The 15,711-nt window shown below is 64.9% G+C and carries 12 protein-coding genes and 1 pseudogene; 3 read left to right on the top strand and 10 right to left on the bottom strand.

Annotated elements, in window-relative coordinates; translation table 11 throughout:
- Window positions 1-641: 641 nt before the first annotated feature.
- A complete protein-coding gene (locus ACSBP4_RS02040; RefSeq protein ID WP_006182904.1) occupies window positions 642-818 on the bottom strand; it encodes a hypothetical protein in 177 nt (58 codons plus the stop codon).
- Window positions 819-1,061: 243 nt separating this feature from the next.
- On the opposite strand from ACSBP4_RS02040, the pseudogene ACSBP4_RS02035 reads away from it, so the two are divergent.
- Both ACSBP4_RS02035 and ACSBP4_RS02030 read left to right on the top strand, forming a co-directional pair.
- A pseudogene (locus ACSBP4_RS02035) lies at window positions 1,062-1,591 on the top strand (DUF502 domain-containing protein).
- An 86-nt stretch (window positions 1,592-1,677) separates the two neighbouring features.
- On the top strand, window positions 1,678-5,196 hold the full coding sequence (locus ACSBP4_RS02030) for an LAGLIDADG family homing endonuclease (RefSeq protein ID WP_435551228.1): 3,519 nt from the start codon (window positions 1,678-1,680) through the stop codon (window positions 5,194-5,196).
- 90 nt (window positions 5,197-5,286) lie between these two features.
- Here ACSBP4_RS02030 and ACSBP4_RS02025 read toward each other — a convergent pair whose 3' ends face one another.
- The 3 genes from ACSBP4_RS02025 to ACSBP4_RS02015 form a co-directional block, all read right to left on the bottom strand.
- On the bottom strand, window positions 5,287-6,213 hold the full coding sequence (locus ACSBP4_RS02025; protein WP_015299249.1) for a transcription initiation factor IIB: 927 nt from the start codon (window positions 6,211-6,213) through the stop codon (window positions 5,287-5,289).
- 543 nt (window positions 6,214-6,756) lie between these two features.
- Window positions 6,757-8,034 (bottom strand): threonine synthase, encoded by a 1,278-nt coding sequence (gene thrC / locus ACSBP4_RS02020; RefSeq protein ID WP_435551227.1) that lies wholly within the window; start codon window positions 8,032-8,034, stop codon window positions 6,757-6,759.
- A gap of 55 nt (window positions 8,035-8,089) precedes the next feature.
- On the bottom strand, window positions 8,090-8,473 hold the full coding sequence (locus ACSBP4_RS02015; RefSeq protein ID WP_049965417.1) for a helix-turn-helix domain-containing protein: 384 nt from the start codon (window positions 8,471-8,473) through the stop codon (window positions 8,090-8,092).
- Between the two features lie 472 nt (window positions 8,474-8,945).
- Between ACSBP4_RS02015 and ACSBP4_RS02010 the strand changes: the two genes are divergently transcribed.
- On the top strand, window positions 8,946-9,431 hold the full coding sequence (locus ACSBP4_RS02010) for a hypothetical protein (RefSeq protein WP_049965416.1): 486 nt from the start codon (window positions 8,946-8,948) through the stop codon (window positions 9,429-9,431).
- A gap of 219 nt (window positions 9,432-9,650) precedes the next feature.
- On the opposite strand, the gene argF is transcribed toward ACSBP4_RS02010, so the two are convergent.
- The 6 genes from argF to lysX are packed head-to-tail and all read right to left on the bottom strand — an operon-like array spanning window position 9,651 to window position 15,688.
- On the bottom strand, window positions 9,651-10,580 hold the full coding sequence (argF, locus tag ACSBP4_RS02005; protein WP_136396877.1) for an ornithine carbamoyltransferase: 930 nt from the start codon (window positions 10,578-10,580) through the stop codon (window positions 9,651-9,653).
- A 23-nt stretch (window positions 10,581-10,603) separates the two neighbouring features.
- A complete protein-coding gene (locus ACSBP4_RS02000) occupies window positions 10,604-11,674 on the bottom strand; it encodes a [LysW]-lysine hydrolase (RefSeq protein WP_049965399.1) in 1,071 nt (356 codons plus the stop codon).
- Window positions 11,671-12,819: an aspartate aminotransferase family protein gene (locus tag ACSBP4_RS01995; protein ID WP_435551226.1), complete on the bottom strand. Its 1,149-nt coding sequence runs from the start codon at window positions 12,817-12,819 to the stop codon at window positions 11,671-11,673. The genes ACSBP4_RS02000 and ACSBP4_RS01995 overlap by 4 nt, the downstream gene beginning before the upstream one ends.
- The gene (locus tag ACSBP4_RS01990) at window positions 12,816-13,736 is read right to left on the bottom strand and encodes an acetylglutamate/acetylaminoadipate kinase (protein ID WP_435551225.1); all 921 of its coding nucleotides are present in this window, start codon (window positions 13,734-13,736) and stop codon (window positions 12,816-12,818) included. Before ACSBP4_RS01990 ends, ACSBP4_RS01995 begins: the two co-directional genes overlap by 4 nt.
- Window positions 13,737-14,813 carry an N-acetyl-gamma-glutamyl-phosphate reductase gene (argC, locus tag ACSBP4_RS01985; protein ID WP_435551224.1) on the bottom strand — a complete coding sequence of 359 codons (1,077 nt, stop codon included), beginning with the start codon at window positions 14,811-14,813 and terminating at the stop codon, window positions 13,737-13,739.
- Window positions 14,810-15,688 (bottom strand): lysine biosynthesis protein LysX, encoded by an 879-nt coding sequence (gene lysX, locus ACSBP4_RS01980; protein ID WP_006648290.1) that lies wholly within the window; start codon window positions 15,686-15,688, stop codon window positions 14,810-14,812. Before lysX ends, argC begins: the two co-directional genes overlap by 4 nt.
- Window positions 15,689-15,711 lie beyond the last annotated feature (23 nt).

Raw genomic sequence — 15,711 nt, 5'->3', positions numbered from 1 at the left:
GATGGAACCAATCACTCTTGTCCAGAGGTGGGGCAGATCGCCGTACTCTACGGTTACACACCGATCACACAGCCGTCGTGCGGTCGGGTGTGCAATGACTTGCAGTGGCTACTATCGCGGTCACGATACCGAACGGCGGGGTCGCTCGAGCCGGCCGGTAGCGATCGAACGCTCGAGACGGGACCGTCTCGCGGTCTCGAGTGCGACGGCGACCGACGATCACGGTGGGAACAGGAGATACCGATAGCGGGCGCTTCGATGGGACAGACGAAAACGCAGACGGGGTAAACGACCGTGGATGGCGACGTTCCACGGCGGGAACAAGCGGCGTCCAGTGTCAAACCACGAGGGGTGTATGGACAAGCGGTCACAATGGCCACAGTGGGCGGGTCGGTGCTGCATTGGTCGTGTCTGTGTTCGTTGTCATCACCTCACACCACTGTATCGTCCGTTCAATAATAAAGGTTCCCACTAGCGCAATAGATGTAGTCTATGCGGGGAAGAGAAACGAATGTCCATACAGATCAGCTCAGTACGACACTGTTCGATTTCTGGAACACGGACACTGGTGTTTGTGACCAATTAACGCTCGAGGACAGGGGACGGAGACCGACTGCGACGGAACCGACCGACAGACCGGGTCAGTGCGCGACCGTCGCGGGTCGCTCGAGTCGAACGAAACTCCCGTCGCCGCAGACGCAGTCCTCGCTGGTGCCGAGTGGACGGATCGAGTCGTCGCCCGTGATTTCCGCGACGAGGATCACGCCACAGCCCTCACAGCGGACCGCGGCTCGCGTCGGGTCGGAGTGTGTCGACATCGAGTACAACAACGCCCTCCATCGCAATCACTGTCGTTCCAAAATGTGAAGGAGGACCAAAGCGGACCGTCCGCGAGAACGATCAGTTCGAGCCGGCGGCCACGGCCGAGCGCCGACCCACGGAACCGGAGCCCTCAGCGGCCAAACACATGACTGCGGGGGACACACTCCGACCGGAACAGGTCCGTGCTTGATCCGCCCGCAAGCCCAACGGTTTCGGCGTCACCGCAAGTGACAGGACGCATGGCCGATCCTGCCTCGAGCGTCAAGCGGTTGTTCATCAGCGGGGTCGTCATCACGATTCCGCTGGTCGCGACGCTCGCGTCGGTGATCGGGGTCTTCCTGCTAGTCGGACTGGTCGCCGAATACACTCCCGGAACCTACCTCTCCAAACAGGTCCACGCGACGATGGAGACGATCCCCGGCGTCAGCACCGTCTACGAGAGCGTTCGCCGCGCCAGCAAACTGCTCGTCGAGGACGAGTCCGACCAGTTCAAAGACGTGAAACTCGTCGAGTTTCCCCACGAGGGTGCGTACATGCTCGGCTTTCTCACGGCCGAGACACCACCATGGTCGAGGCCAGCGCGGGCGAGGACGAGATGGTGACGCTGATGGTCCCGCTCGCGACCAACCCCGCCACGAACGGCTACGTCATGCACATGCCCGCCGAGAAGGTCCACGAGGTCGACCTGACCGTCGAGGAGGCGTTCCGGTCGATCGCGACGCTCGGCGTGGCCGCCGACAGCCTCGGCGAGGCCGAGTCCGGCGACTGAGTGGCGGCAGGCGACGTGACTGTCCGGAACCAGTTTCGCCCCGGTATACGACCATTTATACCCGATGGCGGCCCTAGCGGTGTGCAATGGCGCAAGCGGGAAACTCCGAACTCGTCGACTCTTTCGAGCAGTTCTTCCGGAACTACTACGACAGCGAGATCAAGCAGCTTGCCCAGCAGTACCCCAACGAGCAGCGGTCGCTGCACGTCGACTGGCAGGACCTCTACCGGTTCGATCCCGATCTTGCCGACGACTTCATCAACCAGCCCGAACAGCTGCAACGATACGCCGAGGAGGCGCTGCGGCTGTACGACCTCCCGATCGACGTGAGCCTCGGGCAGGCCCACGTCCGCGTGCGGAACCTCCCGGAGACGGAGTCGCCCGAGATCCGCGAGATCCGCGCCCGCGATATGAACTCCCTCGTGCAGGTCCACGGCATCGTCCGCAAAGCCACCGACGTCCGCCCGAAGATCGAAGAGGCCGCCTTCGAGTGCCAGCTCTGTGGGACGCTCACTCGCGTCCCCCAGTCCAGCGGCGACTTCCAGGAACCCCACGAATGTCAGGGCTGTGAGCGGCAGGGTCCCTTCCGCGTGAACTTCGACCAGTCCGAGTTCGTCGACTCCCAGAAGCTCCGCGTCCAGGAGAGTCCCGAGGGGCTTCGCGGCGGGGAGACGCCACAAGCACTGGATATCAACATCGAGGACGACATCACCGGCGAGGTCACCCCCGGCGACCACGTCTCCGCGACCGGCGTTCTCCGCCTCGAGCAACAGGGCGACCAACAGGATCCGTCGCCGGTCTTCGACTTCTACATGGAGGGCATGTCCGTCGAGATCGACGAAGAGCAGTTCGAGGACATGGACATCACCGGCGAGGACAAAGAGGAGATCGTCCGTCTCTCGAGTTCCGAGGACATCTACGAGAAGATGGTCGCCTCCATCGCCCCCTCGATCTACGGCTACGACCAGGAGAAGCTCTCGATGATCCTCCAGCTGTTCTCCGGCGTCACGAAGCAGTTGCCCGACGGCTCGCGGATCCGGGGCGACCTGCACATGCTTCTCATCGGGGACCCCGGGACGGGGAAGTGCGTCCGCGGCGATACGAAGGTCACGCTCGCAGACGGGCGTGACGTGCCCATCCGCGACCTCGTCGAATCGAACCTCGACGATCCGAAACCGATCGACGACGGCTGGTACGACGAGATCGATATCGACGTCCCCTCCTTGCAAGAAAACGGGGAGATCGATCCACAGCGTGCGACAAAGGTCTGGAAACGAGAGGCTCCCGACCGGATGTATCGACTCCGGACTGCAGGCGGGCGGGAACTCGAGGTGACACCGTCGCATCCCCTGTTCGTCCAACAGGACGGACGGTTCATGCCGATCGTTGCTGATGAACTCAACGAGGGACAGTTTATCGCAACCCCGCGAAGTGTCGAGACGAACAGCGACGATACCCTTGAGGTTGATTTCCGACGATCCAAGTCCCGAAATGCGGTTCAGCTTGATTTGCCCGAGAAATGGACTCCATCACTGGCACGTCTAATCGGATACATCGTTGCAGAAGGATACGTCGAGCAGCGAGACGATCAGACAGGCTTCGTTTCGATTACGAACAACGATAGAGAAGTGTTAGATGACGCAGCGAATGCACTAGCGGACTTGGGGCTGAATGTTACTGAACGGGACCCGCATGAGTCCAAGGACGCACGCGAACTGCTCTGTTCAGCGGGCGAATTCGTAAGCTTCCTCGACACATTAGCAGAACAGCTTCTACAGTCCTCGGACAATCAATGCGTTCCCGATCCGATTTTCCGGACCACCGAGTCGATCAGATCCGAATTCCTCAAAGCGTTCATCGAAGGAGAAGGGCACGTCTCGGAATCTCAGCGAGAGATAACTGCTGCCTCGACGAGTCGTGAACTCCTCGAAAACGTGAGGACACTGCTTCTCTCACTGGGGATTCGTTCACAGCTTCACGACCGACAGAACGGGAGTTACCGGCTCAGAATAAGCGGCGATGAATTCGAGAAATACGTTTCCAATATCGGGTTCGTAACTCAGCGGAAACAGCGGACCGCGCGACAGTACGCTGACACGGACGGGAACACCAATCTCGACATCATCCCGAATCTCGGAACGGAGCTTCGACGAATTCGTGAAGCGCTCTCGCTCACACAGGCCGAATGTGGGCTCCCCCGGTCGACGTACCAGCATTACGAACGAGGATCACGAAATCCGAGCCGAGACAGTCTCCGACGAATCGTTTCGGCTTTCGAAGATGCGTTACCGAAAAGTGAACATCCGAACGAGGGCGCAGTTCTGACTGACGGAGGAACGGTAGCAAAGGACGTCACTGCTCTCAAGCAGTTCGCCGAAGGCGATATCTGCTGGGAACGGATCGAATCCATCGACGAAGTCGACCCCGATTACGACTGGGTATACGACCTCGAGGTCGGAGGGACGCACAACTACGTTTCGAACGGCATCGTTTCGCACAACTCTCAGATGCTGGCATACATCGAGAACATCGCGCCACGGGCCGTCTACACCTCCGGGAAGGGCAGCAGTTCGGCGGGTCTCACCGCCGCGGCCGTTCGCGACGACTTCGGCGACGGCCAGCAGTGGAGCCTCGAGGCCGGTGCGCTCGTCCTCGCAGACCAGGGGATCGCCGCCATCGACGAACTCGACAAGATGCGACCGGAAGACCGGTCCGCCATGCACGAGGCCCTCGAGCAACAGAAGATCTCCGTCTCGAAGGCCGGCATCAACGCCACGCTGAAATCTCGCTGTTCGCTGCTTGGCGCGGCCAACCCCAAGTACGGCCGATTCGATCAGTACGAACCGATCAGCGAGCAGATCGACCTCGAGCCGGCCCTGATTTCGCGGTTCGACCTGATCTTTACCGTGACGGACACGCCCGACGAGGAGAAAGACCGAAATCTCGCGGAACACATCATCACGACCAACTACGCCGGCGAGTTGACCACCCAGCGCGAGGAGATGTCCAGTCTCGAGGTCAGTCAGGGAGAGATCGACGAGATGACCGACCAGGTCGATCCGGAGATCGACGCCGAACTCCTGCGGAAATACATCGCCTACGCCAAGCAGAACTGCCACCCGCGGATGACCGAGGCGGCCCGCAACGCGATCCGGGATTTCTACGTCGATCTGCGCTCGAAAGGGACTGACGAGGACGCCGCGGTGCCGGTCACGGCCCGCAAGCTCGAGGCGCTGGTGCGGCTTTCGGAGGCCAGCGCCCGCGTTCGGCTCTCGGATACGGTCGAACAGAGCGACGCCGAACGGGTCATCGAGATCGTCCGCTCGTGTCTGCAGGACGTGGGGGTCGACCCCGAGACCGGCGAGTTCGACGCGGACATCGTCGAGGCCGGCACCTCGAAGTCCCAGCGCGACCGGATCAAGAACCTCAAACAGCTCATCGGGGACATCGAAGAGGAGTACGACGACGGTGCGCCGGTCGACATCGTCATGGAGCGGGCCGAGGAGATCGGCATGGACCAGTCAAAGGCCGAACACGAGATCGACAAGCTCAAACAGAAAGGCGAGGTCTACGAACCGAGTACGAATACGCTCCGGACGACGTGATCGAGCGGGGCCGCTGAACGGGACGAGAGTGTTTTTACGCGTCGAGCGAGGTGCCACTGCCACTCGGCACCGAGAAACGGTGATTGCCGGTCAGTCCGAGGGAGCGGAGACCAGTTCGGCCGACCCGAGTTCCCTGAGATCGACGACGGTCGACCGGATCGTCACCGGTGCGACGTCGGCGACCTCGGCCGCCGTGGCCTGCGTGAGTGTGGGCCAGTCCTCGCGTTCCCCGGCGGCTTTGTAGAGACAGGCCGCCGCAACGCCACTCGGGTTTCGCCCGCCGATCCGTCCCGACTCGAGCAGGGTTTGGACGTGATCGCGGGCGCGTTGCTCGACGGCCGTTCCGACCTCGAGTTTCGAGGCGTATCGGGGCAGGTACTCGGCGGGATCGATCGGCCCGGTCGGGAGCCCGAGTTCGCGGTTCAGCGCGTCGTAGGCGACGGAGAGTTCGTCGCCGTCGGCGCGGGCCGTCTCGGCGATCTCGTCGGTCGTCCGGGCGATCGACCGGGTCCGGCAGGTCGCGTAGATGGCGGCGGCCGCAAACCCCTCGAGCGAGCGGCCCTGGAAGAGCCCCTCGGACTGTGCGGACTCGAAGAGGGCACAGGCCTGCTCTCTGGCCGATTCCGGCAGCGAGAGCGAGGCGGTAATCCGTCGGATTTCGGCGAACCCGTAGACCTGATTCCGTTCGACTTTCGAGGAGATGCGTGCGCGGTTGTGTTCCCTTCGGAGGCGAGCGATCTGTCGACGCTTCCGGCCGGTCAGCCGGGAGCTGTATCCCGAATCGGAGCCGGAGCCGTAGCCGATCTCCGTCGACAGTCCACGATCGTGTCTCGAGCGGGTAAGCGGCGCGCCGGTCCGTCGTCGATCGGTGTCCTCGTCCTCGAAGGACCGCCATTCCGGGCCGCGATCGATCGAATCCTCGCCGGAGACGAGTCCGCAGTCCTCACACACGATTTCGGTACCTCTCTGCCGTAATCTGCCATCGCATTCGGGACAGACTGCAGCCGTATCTGCCATCGGTTATTTGTTCTCCCTACAATAGATTGACAACCCCTGATATTTAAAATGTAGGACTGTTTGAATTAAACAGGACAGGGTCAGAGACTGCGTAGCTGAGCCAGCAGCGATGACGACGACGAAGTTGCGGCGTCCTGGGTCGAATCGTCTCGGTCCGCTAACAACCGTTCGTACCGGTCGATGACGGCCTGTCGGCGGGTTTCGCTCCTCGCGACGAGTCGCTCGAGCGCGGCGATTCGGAGTCGAAGTCGAGTTCGTTCGATCCGAACGGACAGCGGCAGTTCACAGGGGGCTGTCTGGTCGATGGATTCGGCCGGAGGACGACACCGGCGTGGATCGGCTCGAACGGACCGGTTCCGGTGAGTAATACGCGTCGGTTCGTCGACGGCGGATTGGGTCGGACCTCGTTCGACGGACATGGCTCGCCTGCGGGTTCGACGCTGGATCGGAAAAAGGTCAGTCAGTCGGGTGTCAGACGCGTCAGACGGCGGTCGTGCATCCGGCCGACGTTACTCCTGCAGGTACTCGAGGACGCCGTCGGATCTATCGATCCGACGAGCCCTCACTCGCAAGACTCGCGAGGACGCCGTCGGTGTCGGCCGGCACGGGTTCGGGTTCGCTCCCCGCCGCAGCGGCGGCGTCGGGATCTTTGAGCAGGTGGCCGGTGGTCAGACAGGCGACGCGTTCGTCGTCGTCGACGATCCCCTCGGCTCGGAGTTTTCGCAGGCCGGCGACGGAGGCCGCGGAAGCCGGTTCGACGCCAATCCCTTCGGCGGCGATATCCCGCTGGGCTTCGGTGATCTCCTCGTCGGAGACCGCGACGGCGGTCCCGCCGGTCTCCCGGATGCCGGGCAGTGCCTTCGGCGCGTTGACCGGGTTCCCGATCCGGATCGCGGTCGCGCGGGTCTCGACGTCCTCCCAGCGGCGGACCTCGTCGGCCCCGTTCTCGATCGCTTCGACCATCGGCGCGGCCCCTTCGGCCTGGACGCCGGTCAGTTTCGGCACGTCGTCCTCGTCGAGCGCGCCGGCCTGGACGAGTTCGCGGAAGGCCTTGTACAGCGCCGACGTGTTGCCGGCGTTGCCGACCGGCAGCACGATTCGGTCCGGGACGGCGTCGTAGTCGGCGAGAAAGCCCTCGAGGATCTCGAGGCCGATCGTCTTCTGGCCCTCGAGCCGGAAGGGGTTCAGCGAGTTCAGCAGGTAGGCCTCGCCCTGCCCCGCGAGTTCTTGGACGATGTCGAGACAGGCGTCGAAGTTGCCGTCGACCTCGAGAATGCGGGCTCCGTGGAGGCTGGCCTGGGCGATCTTGCCGGCGGCGACCTTGCCCGCGGGCAAGAGGACGAGCGTCTGCATTCCGCCACGGGAGCCGTAGGCGGCCAGGGCGGCGCTGGTGTTGCCCGTCGAAGCACAGGCCAGTCGGCCGACGCCGAGTTCTTTTGCGACCTTGACGCCGACGGTCATGCCGCGGTCCTTGAACGACCCCGTCGGGTTCATCCCTTCGTGTTTGATCCGCAGCGCTTCGATCCCGATCTCGTCCTCGAGACGGGGGACCTCGTACAGCGGGGTCGCGCCCTCCTGGATCGAGACGCCGGCCTCGAACGGCAGGGCGTCGGCATAGCGCCAGACGCCCTCGCCCTCGAAGTCGTCGAACGTCGGCAGGTCGGCGTAGCGGACCTCGAGGAGGCCGTCGCAGTCGTCGCAGGTGTAGCGGACGTCGTCGAACGGAGCGAAGGTTTCGCCGCACTCGATGCACTCGAGCCAAACGCCCTCGTCGGCGTCGGCGGGTTGATCGGGTTGCTCGGCCGAGAGACTGAGACTCATTGTCGGAGGGGAGGACCGCAGGGGCAAAAAGTGGGTGGATTCCGCGGTGGACGTCTCAGTCGGCCCCGTCGTCGAACTCGTCGATCACGTCGTGGACCGTCGCGGTCCAGGCGTCCAGGGCCTCGTGGAGCATTGCCTTGGCCTCGGGCAGCGACGTGGCCGTATACTGGTAGACGTCGCCGCCGCCGTCGAGCAGCCGCCGGTCCCGGTACACGAGCCCGCGGTCCCGGAGCGTCGACAGCGACCGGTTGACCGTACTCCGGTCGCGCTCGAGGGCCGTGGCCAGTTCCGCGATCGTACTCCCGGGCCGGTCACACAGGACGAGATAGGTCCGTGTCTCGTGATCCTCGATCCCAAACACGCAACTCATCACCGCTTCGAACGCCGGGTCCGATTCCTCCATCAGTTCTCCGAGGCGATGCTGGTGGGGCTCGGCCATACGATCCCTATGGACGACCGTCTCAAAATACCCGTTGCAGTCGGAACGGTACGAACGGCTCCGGCCGTGGGTTCGCCCCGCTACAACAGGTAGACGACGAGTACCGCCGTCGGCCCCAGTAGCATGAGCAGTGCGGCGAGTACGAATCGAAACCACATTGTAAATTTCAGTGATTATCACCCGCAGTATAATACTTCCTTTCGTTTCAACAGGTATGGGAGACGTTATATCGGAGAAACAACTGATTAATCGGAAGCGGAGCGGGTCATCGGTTGACGGTCACGAAGCGGGAAGCCCCGAGCAGCGAGTCGGTTCGGCCGACCGAATAGCCACCGTGTGATCAGTAGCAGGACGTTCAGGCGGGATGATACTGCCACCGTTCAACGGGCCGGAGGCCGGTTGCCGGGCGCTCGTTCCCAGCATATGGAAACGTCACTGGACGTATATTCGAATCCCATCCCAAGCATCGCGTATGTCGACTGACCATGCTCACCACGCCGACCGATCGCTCGTCGTCCACTCGTACTGGCCGTACGCAGTCCTTCTCGGGGGACTGGTCGGAGTGATTCGGCCGGCCCTGACGATCTTTGCCGATATCGGACCGACCACGGGAGTCCTCACGACGCTGCCCGAAATGCAGTTGTGGTGGGTCCTCCACATCGGATACAGCGCCGTCTTCGCGACCGGATACGGGCTGATCGTCTACCATCACCGGCTGCGGCCGTTTTCGGAATCGATTCCCACGGGTGCCGTCCTCGGCCTTGGCTACGGGGTCGCCCTGTGGTTGGGCAACATCGTCATCGGCTGGAACCTCGTTCTCGCGCCACACCTGCTCTCGATGTCGACGCCGATCGATCCGCTGGCGGCCGGCCCGATCGTCGATCACATCGTCTACGGTCTCGGCCTCGGAGTCGTGTACGCGGCCGTCGTCCCGCGGCTGGACACCTACCGTGGCTGAGATTCGGCACCCCGTTTCGCTCACCAAAAACACGGATCAAAAACCGCCCGCACTCCGTTCGTGATCAAACGCCTACTCGAGCAGCCAACTCAACAGCGCCTTCTGCGCGTGCAGTCGGTTCTACAACCCACCTTTTTCCGTTCGGGTCAGCAGAGCTGACCGCTCACGCAAAAATCTGGACCAAAAAACCGATCACTCACTCCGTTCGTGATCGGCCGCTTACTCCAGCAGCCAACTCAACAACGCCTTCTGCGCGTGGAGTCGGTTCTCGGCCTGATCGAAGACGATCGACCGATCGCCCTCGATGACGTCATCCGTGACCTCCTCGCCGCGGTGGGCGGGGAGACAGTGCATGACCGAGGCGTCGGGGGCGTTCTCGAGCAGGTCCGTGTTGACCTGAAAACCCTCGAAGTCGTTCATCCGGACGTCGCGTTCGTCCTCCTGGCCCATCGAGATCCAGACGTCCGTGTAGATGACGTCGGCGTCGGTGGCGGCCTCGACGGGATCGGTCGTGACCGTCGGATCGCCGCCCAGTTCACGGGCCCGCTCGAGGACCTCGCCGTCGACCTCGTACCCCTCCGGCGTCGCGATCGTCAGGTCGATGTCGGTCAGCGCACAACCGAGCGCGAACGACTGGGCGACGTTGTTGCCGTCGCCGATCCAGGCCGCCGAGACGCCCTCGAAGCCGTCCTCGTGTTCGCGGATCGTCTGTAGGTCCGCGAGCGTCTGGCAGGGGTGGGCGTCGTCGGTGAGGCCGTTGACGATCGGCACCGAGGAGTACTCGGCCAGTACCTCGACGTTCTCGTGTTTGAACACGCGGGCCATCACGGCGTCGACGTACCGCGAGAGCGCACGCGAGGTGTCTTTCAGCGGTTCGCCCCGGCCGAGCTGGATGTCGTCTTCCCCGAGGAAGATCGCGTGCCCGCCGAGTTGGGTCATGCCCGTTTCGAAAGAGACCCGGGTACGGGTACTCGCCTTCTGGAAGAGCATCCCGAGGGTCTGGCCGGACAGGTCCGCGTGGTCATCGCCGGCGTCGACGGCGCGTTTGTACTCGTCGGCCCTGTCCAGCACTGCAAGCAGTTCCGCCTCGGAGAGGTCATCGACGTCGAGGAAGTGTCTCGGCTCCGTCTCGTTCGTTGCTGTTGTCATGGTATGATAGCTCGTCTGAAACGTTATTGCTCACTGAGCGTCCGTGCGACGCGCTCGAGGACCGATACCGATCGGTCGAACTCCGACAGCGACAGTCGCTCGTCGGGCGCGTGATCGAGGTCCGAGTTGCCCGGCCCGTAGGTGACCATCGGACAGTCCCAGGCCCCGGCGTAGATGTTCATGTCGCTCGTGCCGGTCTTGCGCACCAGACGCGGATCGGCGCCCTCCTTCCGGATGGCGACCCGAAACGCCCGGGCGACCGGCGTTCGCGGACTCATCATCACCGGCGGGACCTTGTCCTTCCAGGTCACGGTCCCGACCTCGAGTTCGGCCTCGGCGGCCTCGCGGACGGTCCCGACGTCGAGGGCCGGCGGCACGCGCAACTGGACGTCCATCGTCGCCTCGACGGAGAGTCCGTCGTCGCTGACGCCGCCCTCGATGTCGACCGGCTTGGTCGTCACCTGCTCGAAGACCGGTTCGTACTCGTCGCCCTCGAAGTACTCCTCGACGGCCGACCACCAGCGGACGGCGTGTTGGATCGCGTTCGGGTCCGGCCGAGAGGTGTGGCCGGATTCGCTGGTCGCGACGTACGTCCCGGCGATCAGGCCGCGATACCCTAGCGTGATCCCGTCGGCGCCGGACGGCTCGCCGTTGACGACGGCCTCGGGCGACTCGTCGCGGTCGTCGACAAGATAACGCGACCCCTTCGAGTCGACCTCCTCGCCGACGACGCCGACGAAGGAGACGCCGGTGCGAACGGCGGCGGCCGCCATCGCGGCGAGCGGCCCCGTCGCGTCGACGCTGCCGCGGCCCCAGAGGATCTCGTCGTCGCCGGTCTCCTCGACCTCGACGGGGATGTCCCCCGGCACGGTGTCGATGTGCGAGGTCAGGAGGACGGAATCGTCCGCCGGCGCACGGACGTTCCCGACCGCGTCGATCCAGACCTCCCGGTCGTGGGCCTCGAAGAAGTCCACGAGCCGTTTGGCCGCCTCGCGTTCCTCGCGGGTCGGCGAGGGGATCGAGACGAGATCGACGAGCAACTCGCGGGCCGCCGCGGTCGACACGTCGCTCGAGGGATCGGCGTTCGCGCTCATGAGTCGTCGGTCGGTCCGAGGACGTCGGCGATCGCGTCGACCACTCGATCGGCCTCGGCCCGCTCAAGGACGAGCGGCGGGAGCAGTCGGAGGACGGTTCGACCGGCCGGCAGCGCCAGCACCTGGTGGTTCATCGCGAGATCGCGGGCGACGCGGTTCGCGCCGCGTTTCAACTCGACGCCGACGAGCAGGCCCTCGCCGCGGACTTCACGCACCGAATCGCCAAGTGCCGCCTCGAGTTCCGTGACCAGATAATCGCCGACTTCGGCGGCGTGGGCGGGGTACTCCTCCTCGACCAGCGTCGAGATCGTCGCGTGGACGGCCGCACCGACCACGGGACCGCCGCTGAACGTGGCGTTGTGCGAGGCCGCGCCGTCGGCGATCCAGTCCCGGACCGCGACCGCGCCGACGGGCAGGCCGTTGCCGAGCCCTTTCGCCGTCGTCAACACGTCGGGCGTGACGCCCGCGTTCTGGCAGGCCCACATCTCGCCCGTGCGGCCCATTCCCGTCTGGACCTCGTCGAGGACGAGCGCCGCGCCGGCCTCCTCGGTGGCCTCGCGGGCCGTCTCGAGGTAGCCCGCGGGCGGGACGTTGATCCCGCCTTCGCCCTGGATCGGCTCGAGGATGACGGCCGCGGTCTCGTCGTCGACCGCGTCCGCGAGTTCCTCGCCGTCGCCGTAAGGGACGAACTCGACGTCGCCGGCCAGCGGCTCGTAGGGCTTCTTGTACTTGTCCTTCCAGGTAGCCGCGAGCGATCCCATGGTGCGCCCGTGGAACGAGCGGGTCGCGGCGACGATCTTCGAGTCACCGGTCGCCGAGCGGGCGAACTTCAAGGCGGCCTCGTTGGCCTCGGTCCCGGAGTTGCAGAACCAGGCCGACTCGAGGCCGTCGGGCGCGGCCGCGACGAGCGAGGCGTAGGCATCCTCTCGCGCCTGCACGGGATAGGAGGAGTCGACGAACGTCAGGTCGGCGACCTGCTCCTGTACCGCGTCGACGACCGCGGGGTGAGAGTGGCCCAGCGGCGTGCAGGCGTAGCTCGCGCCGACGTCGAGATACTCCGTGCCGTCGTCGGTGTAGAGGTACGGCCCCTCACCGCGTTCGATACCGATCGGTTTGCTTCCGGAGATGAAATCGAGGTCGCTCATTCGTCGGCCTCCGTTTCCGCGTCGTGTTCGTCCGCGAGCGCGCCGGGCTCGAGGGTCGTCCCCTCGCCCGCGAGCGCACTCGAGATCGGGTCGTCGGCGTTTGCCGTCGCGACGGTGACCGAAGCCGCGCCACCCTCGAGGGCTTCCTCGGCGGCCATGACCTTCTTCGTCATGAACCCCTCAGCCGCCGTCTTGACGGCCTCGAACTCCTCGGGGGTCGACGCCGAGTCGATCTTGGTGGACTCGTCGTCGGGGTCCTCGTAGATTCCCGAGACGTCGGTCAGCACCACGAGGTCGGCCTCGAGCGCGCCCGCGATGGCGGCCGCGGCGCGGTCGGCGTCGGCGTTGACGGCGGTGTAGCCGCCCGACTTCTCCTTGCCCAGCATGGGAACGGAGACGACGGGCGTGTAACCGCCCGAAAGCGTCGTCTCGAGGAGGTCGGCGTTGACCGACTCGATTTTGCCCGAGTGGTCGCCGCGCTTGATCTTCTTCTTGCCGTCCTCTGTGACGCGGACGGCGGACTTGCGCTTGCCTTCCAGCAGTTTGCCGTCGGTGCCCGAGAGCCCGACCGCGTCGACGCCCTCGTTGTGCAGGCTCTCCACGAGGTCCGTGTTGAGCTTGCCGGGCATGACCATCTTGAAGACGTCCATCGTCTCCTCGTCGGTAAAGCGCCCGACGACGCCGCCGGGCGTTTCGACGTAGGTCGGCTCTTTGCCGAGGTCCTCGAGCGTCTCGTCGACGGCGGTCGAGCCGCCGTGGACGAGGACGACGTCTTCAGGCGGCTCAACGCCGCCTGAACGGCCAGCGGAACTCTGTTCCGCGCTGTCCTCGCCGTCCGCGACGAGCGAAGCCACGTCGGAAAGCGCGCCTTCGGGATCGACGGCGCGTGCGCCGCCGATCTTGACGACGACCGTCATTTACGGTGCCCCCACGGGGTGCAGTCCCGTGAACTCGAGTCCGGCCGTCTCCTCGAGGCCGAGCGCGATATTGGCGGCGTGGACCGCCTGCCCGGCCGAGCCCTTCATCATGTTGTCGATCGCCGAGAAGACGACGACGCGCTTGTTCGAGGGGTCGAGTTCGAAACCGACCTCGGCGAGGTTGGTCCCGGCGACCGCCTTCGGTTCGGGGTAGCGGTAGACGCCGGAGCCGCCGGCGGCCATGCGGACGAACGGCTCGTCCTCGTAACAGCCCCGATAGGCCTGCCAGAGGTCCCCCTTCGAGACCGGTCCCGACGGGAAGACGTGATTCGTCGCGCTCGCGCCGCGGGTCATATCCACGGCGTGACAGGAGAAGGCGACCGAGGTGTCGAGGAACTGCTCGATCTCGGCCTCGTGGCGGTGGCCCGTCGGCGCGTACGGACGCACGACGCCCGAGCGCTCGGGGTGGCTCGAGGCCTCGCCGCCGCCGGCGCCGCCCTCCGAGGAGCCGACTTTCACGTCGACGACGATCTGCTCGCCGCCCTCGAGGATGCCGTGTTCGAACAGCGGGTAGAGCCCGAGGATCGTCGCGGTGGCGTTACAGCCGCCACCCGCGATGAGTTCCGCGCCCTCGAGGTTCTCGCGGTTGATCTCGGGGAGCGCGTACTCGGCCTGCTCGAGGTACTCGGGGGCCTCGTGGCCGTCGTACCACTCGTCGTACTGGGCCTCGCTCTCGAGGCGGAAGTCCGCCGAGAGGTCGACGACGGTGTCGGCGATCTCGAAGAAGTCGTCGATGCGGCCCATCGAGACGCCGTGGGGCGTCGCGGCGAACAGCACGTCGACCGACTCGAGGTCGTCGGGTTCGGTAAAGCGCAGGTCCGACCCGCGAAGCGGCGGGTGGACGGAGCCGACGCTCTTGCCGGCCTTCGACCGGCTCGTGACTTCGACGAGTTCGACGTTGGGGTGGCCGGCGAGCAGTCGCAGGAGTTCGCCGCCCGTGAAGCCGCTGCCGCCGATGACGCTCGCGGTGACCGCCTCGGCGTCCGGCGCGGCACCGATATCGCCGCCGACGGTCATTTGGCGGACACCTCGAGTTCCGGATCGGCGGCCGTGGCTTTCTCCTCGAGCCAGTCGACGACGGTGCCGGCGACGTCGGTCTCGACGGCCTCGTCGAGGGCCTTGAACTCGACGGTGTGGTTGACTTCGTGGACGGTGTAGCCGTCCGCGGTCTCCATCAGGTCGATCCCGAGCAGCCCGCCGCCGACGGCGTCGGTGGCTCGTTCGACGAGATCCAGCGCCTCGTCGTCGATCTCGAAGACGTCCGTCTCCGCGCCTTTCGCGGCGTTGGTGATCCAGTGGTCCGACGACCGGACCATCCCGGCGATGGGTTCGCCATCGATCGCCAGCACGCGGATGTCGCGGCCGGGCTTCTCGACGAACTCCTGGACGTAGAACACCTTGTGTTCGTAGTGGCCCAGCGTCGCCTTGTGTTCGAGGATGGCCTCGGCGGCCGACTCGGAGTCGATCTTGGCCATCAGGCGCCCCCACGAGCCGACGACCGGCTTGAGGACGCAGGGGTAGCCGAACTCCTCGATGGCGTCCATCGCGGTCTCTTTGGTGAACGCGACCTTGGTCTCGGGGGTCGGGACGCCCGCGTCCTCGAGCGCGAGGCTGTTCTTTACCTTGTCCGCACAGACGTCGGCGGTCTCGTGGCTGTTGACCACGGGAATGCCGTACGATTCGAAGAACTGCGTGGCGTACAGGCTCCGGCTCGTGGCGAGACACCGGTCGACGACGATGTCGAGCCCGTCGAACGCCGCGGGCGCTTCCGCAATGTCGAAGGTCTGCTTGCGGACATCGATCTTGGTGATCTCGTGATCGCGCTCGCGAAGCTCGTTGAGCAGGAGCTTCTCGTCTTTGCGAATCCGTGAGTAGAGTATGCCGACGTTCACGCGAGCCACCCCTGATTGTGGGT

The sequence above is a fragment of the Natrinema sp. CGMCC1.2065 genome, from assembly GCF_051225675.1.
In the GTDB taxonomy this organism is placed as follows: domain Archaea; phylum Halobacteriota; class Halobacteria; order Halobacteriales; family Natrialbaceae; genus Natrinema; species Natrinema thermotolerans.
The sequence above is the reverse complement of the archived record's forward strand: the minus strand, read 5'-3'. Positions and strand labels throughout refer to the sequence as shown.

Coding starts and splice junctions, on each gene's coding strand:
- ACSBP4_RS02040 (WP_006182904.1), bottom strand. CDS start 818: ATGTCGACACACTCCGACCCGACGCGAGCCGCGGTCCGCTGTGAGGGC.
- ACSBP4_RS02030 (WP_435551228.1), top strand. CDS start 1,678: ATGGCGCAAGCGGGAAACTCCGAACTCGTCGACTCTTTCGAGCAGTTC.
- ACSBP4_RS02025 (WP_015299249.1), bottom strand. CDS start 6,213: ATGGCAGATACGGCTGCAGTCTGTCCCGAATGCGATGGCAGATTACGG.
- thrC (WP_435551227.1), bottom strand. CDS start 8,034: ATGAGTCTCAGTCTCTCGGCCGAGCAACCCGATCAACCCGCCGACGCC.
- ACSBP4_RS02015 (WP_049965417.1), bottom strand. CDS start 8,473: ATGGCCGAGCCCCACCAGCATCGCCTCGGAGAACTGATGGAGGAATCG.
- ACSBP4_RS02010 (WP_049965416.1), top strand. CDS start 8,946: ATGTCGACTGACCATGCTCACCACGCCGACCGATCGCTCGTCGTCCAC.
- argF (WP_136396877.1), bottom strand. CDS start 10,580: ATGACAACAGCAACGAACGAGACGGAGCCGAGACACTTCCTCGACGTC.
- ACSBP4_RS02000 (WP_049965399.1), bottom strand. CDS start 11,674: ATGAGCGCGAACGCCGATCCCTCGAGCGACGTGTCGACCGCGGCGGCC.
- ACSBP4_RS01995 (WP_435551226.1), bottom strand. CDS start 12,819: ATGAGCGACCTCGATTTCATCTCCGGAAGCAAACCGATCGGTATCGAA.
- ACSBP4_RS01990 (WP_435551225.1), bottom strand. CDS start 13,736: ATGACGGTCGTCGTCAAGATCGGCGGCGCACGCGCCGTCGATCCCGAA.
- argC (WP_435551224.1), bottom strand. CDS start 14,813: ATGACCGTCGGCGGCGATATCGGTGCCGCGCCGGACGCCGAGGCGGTC.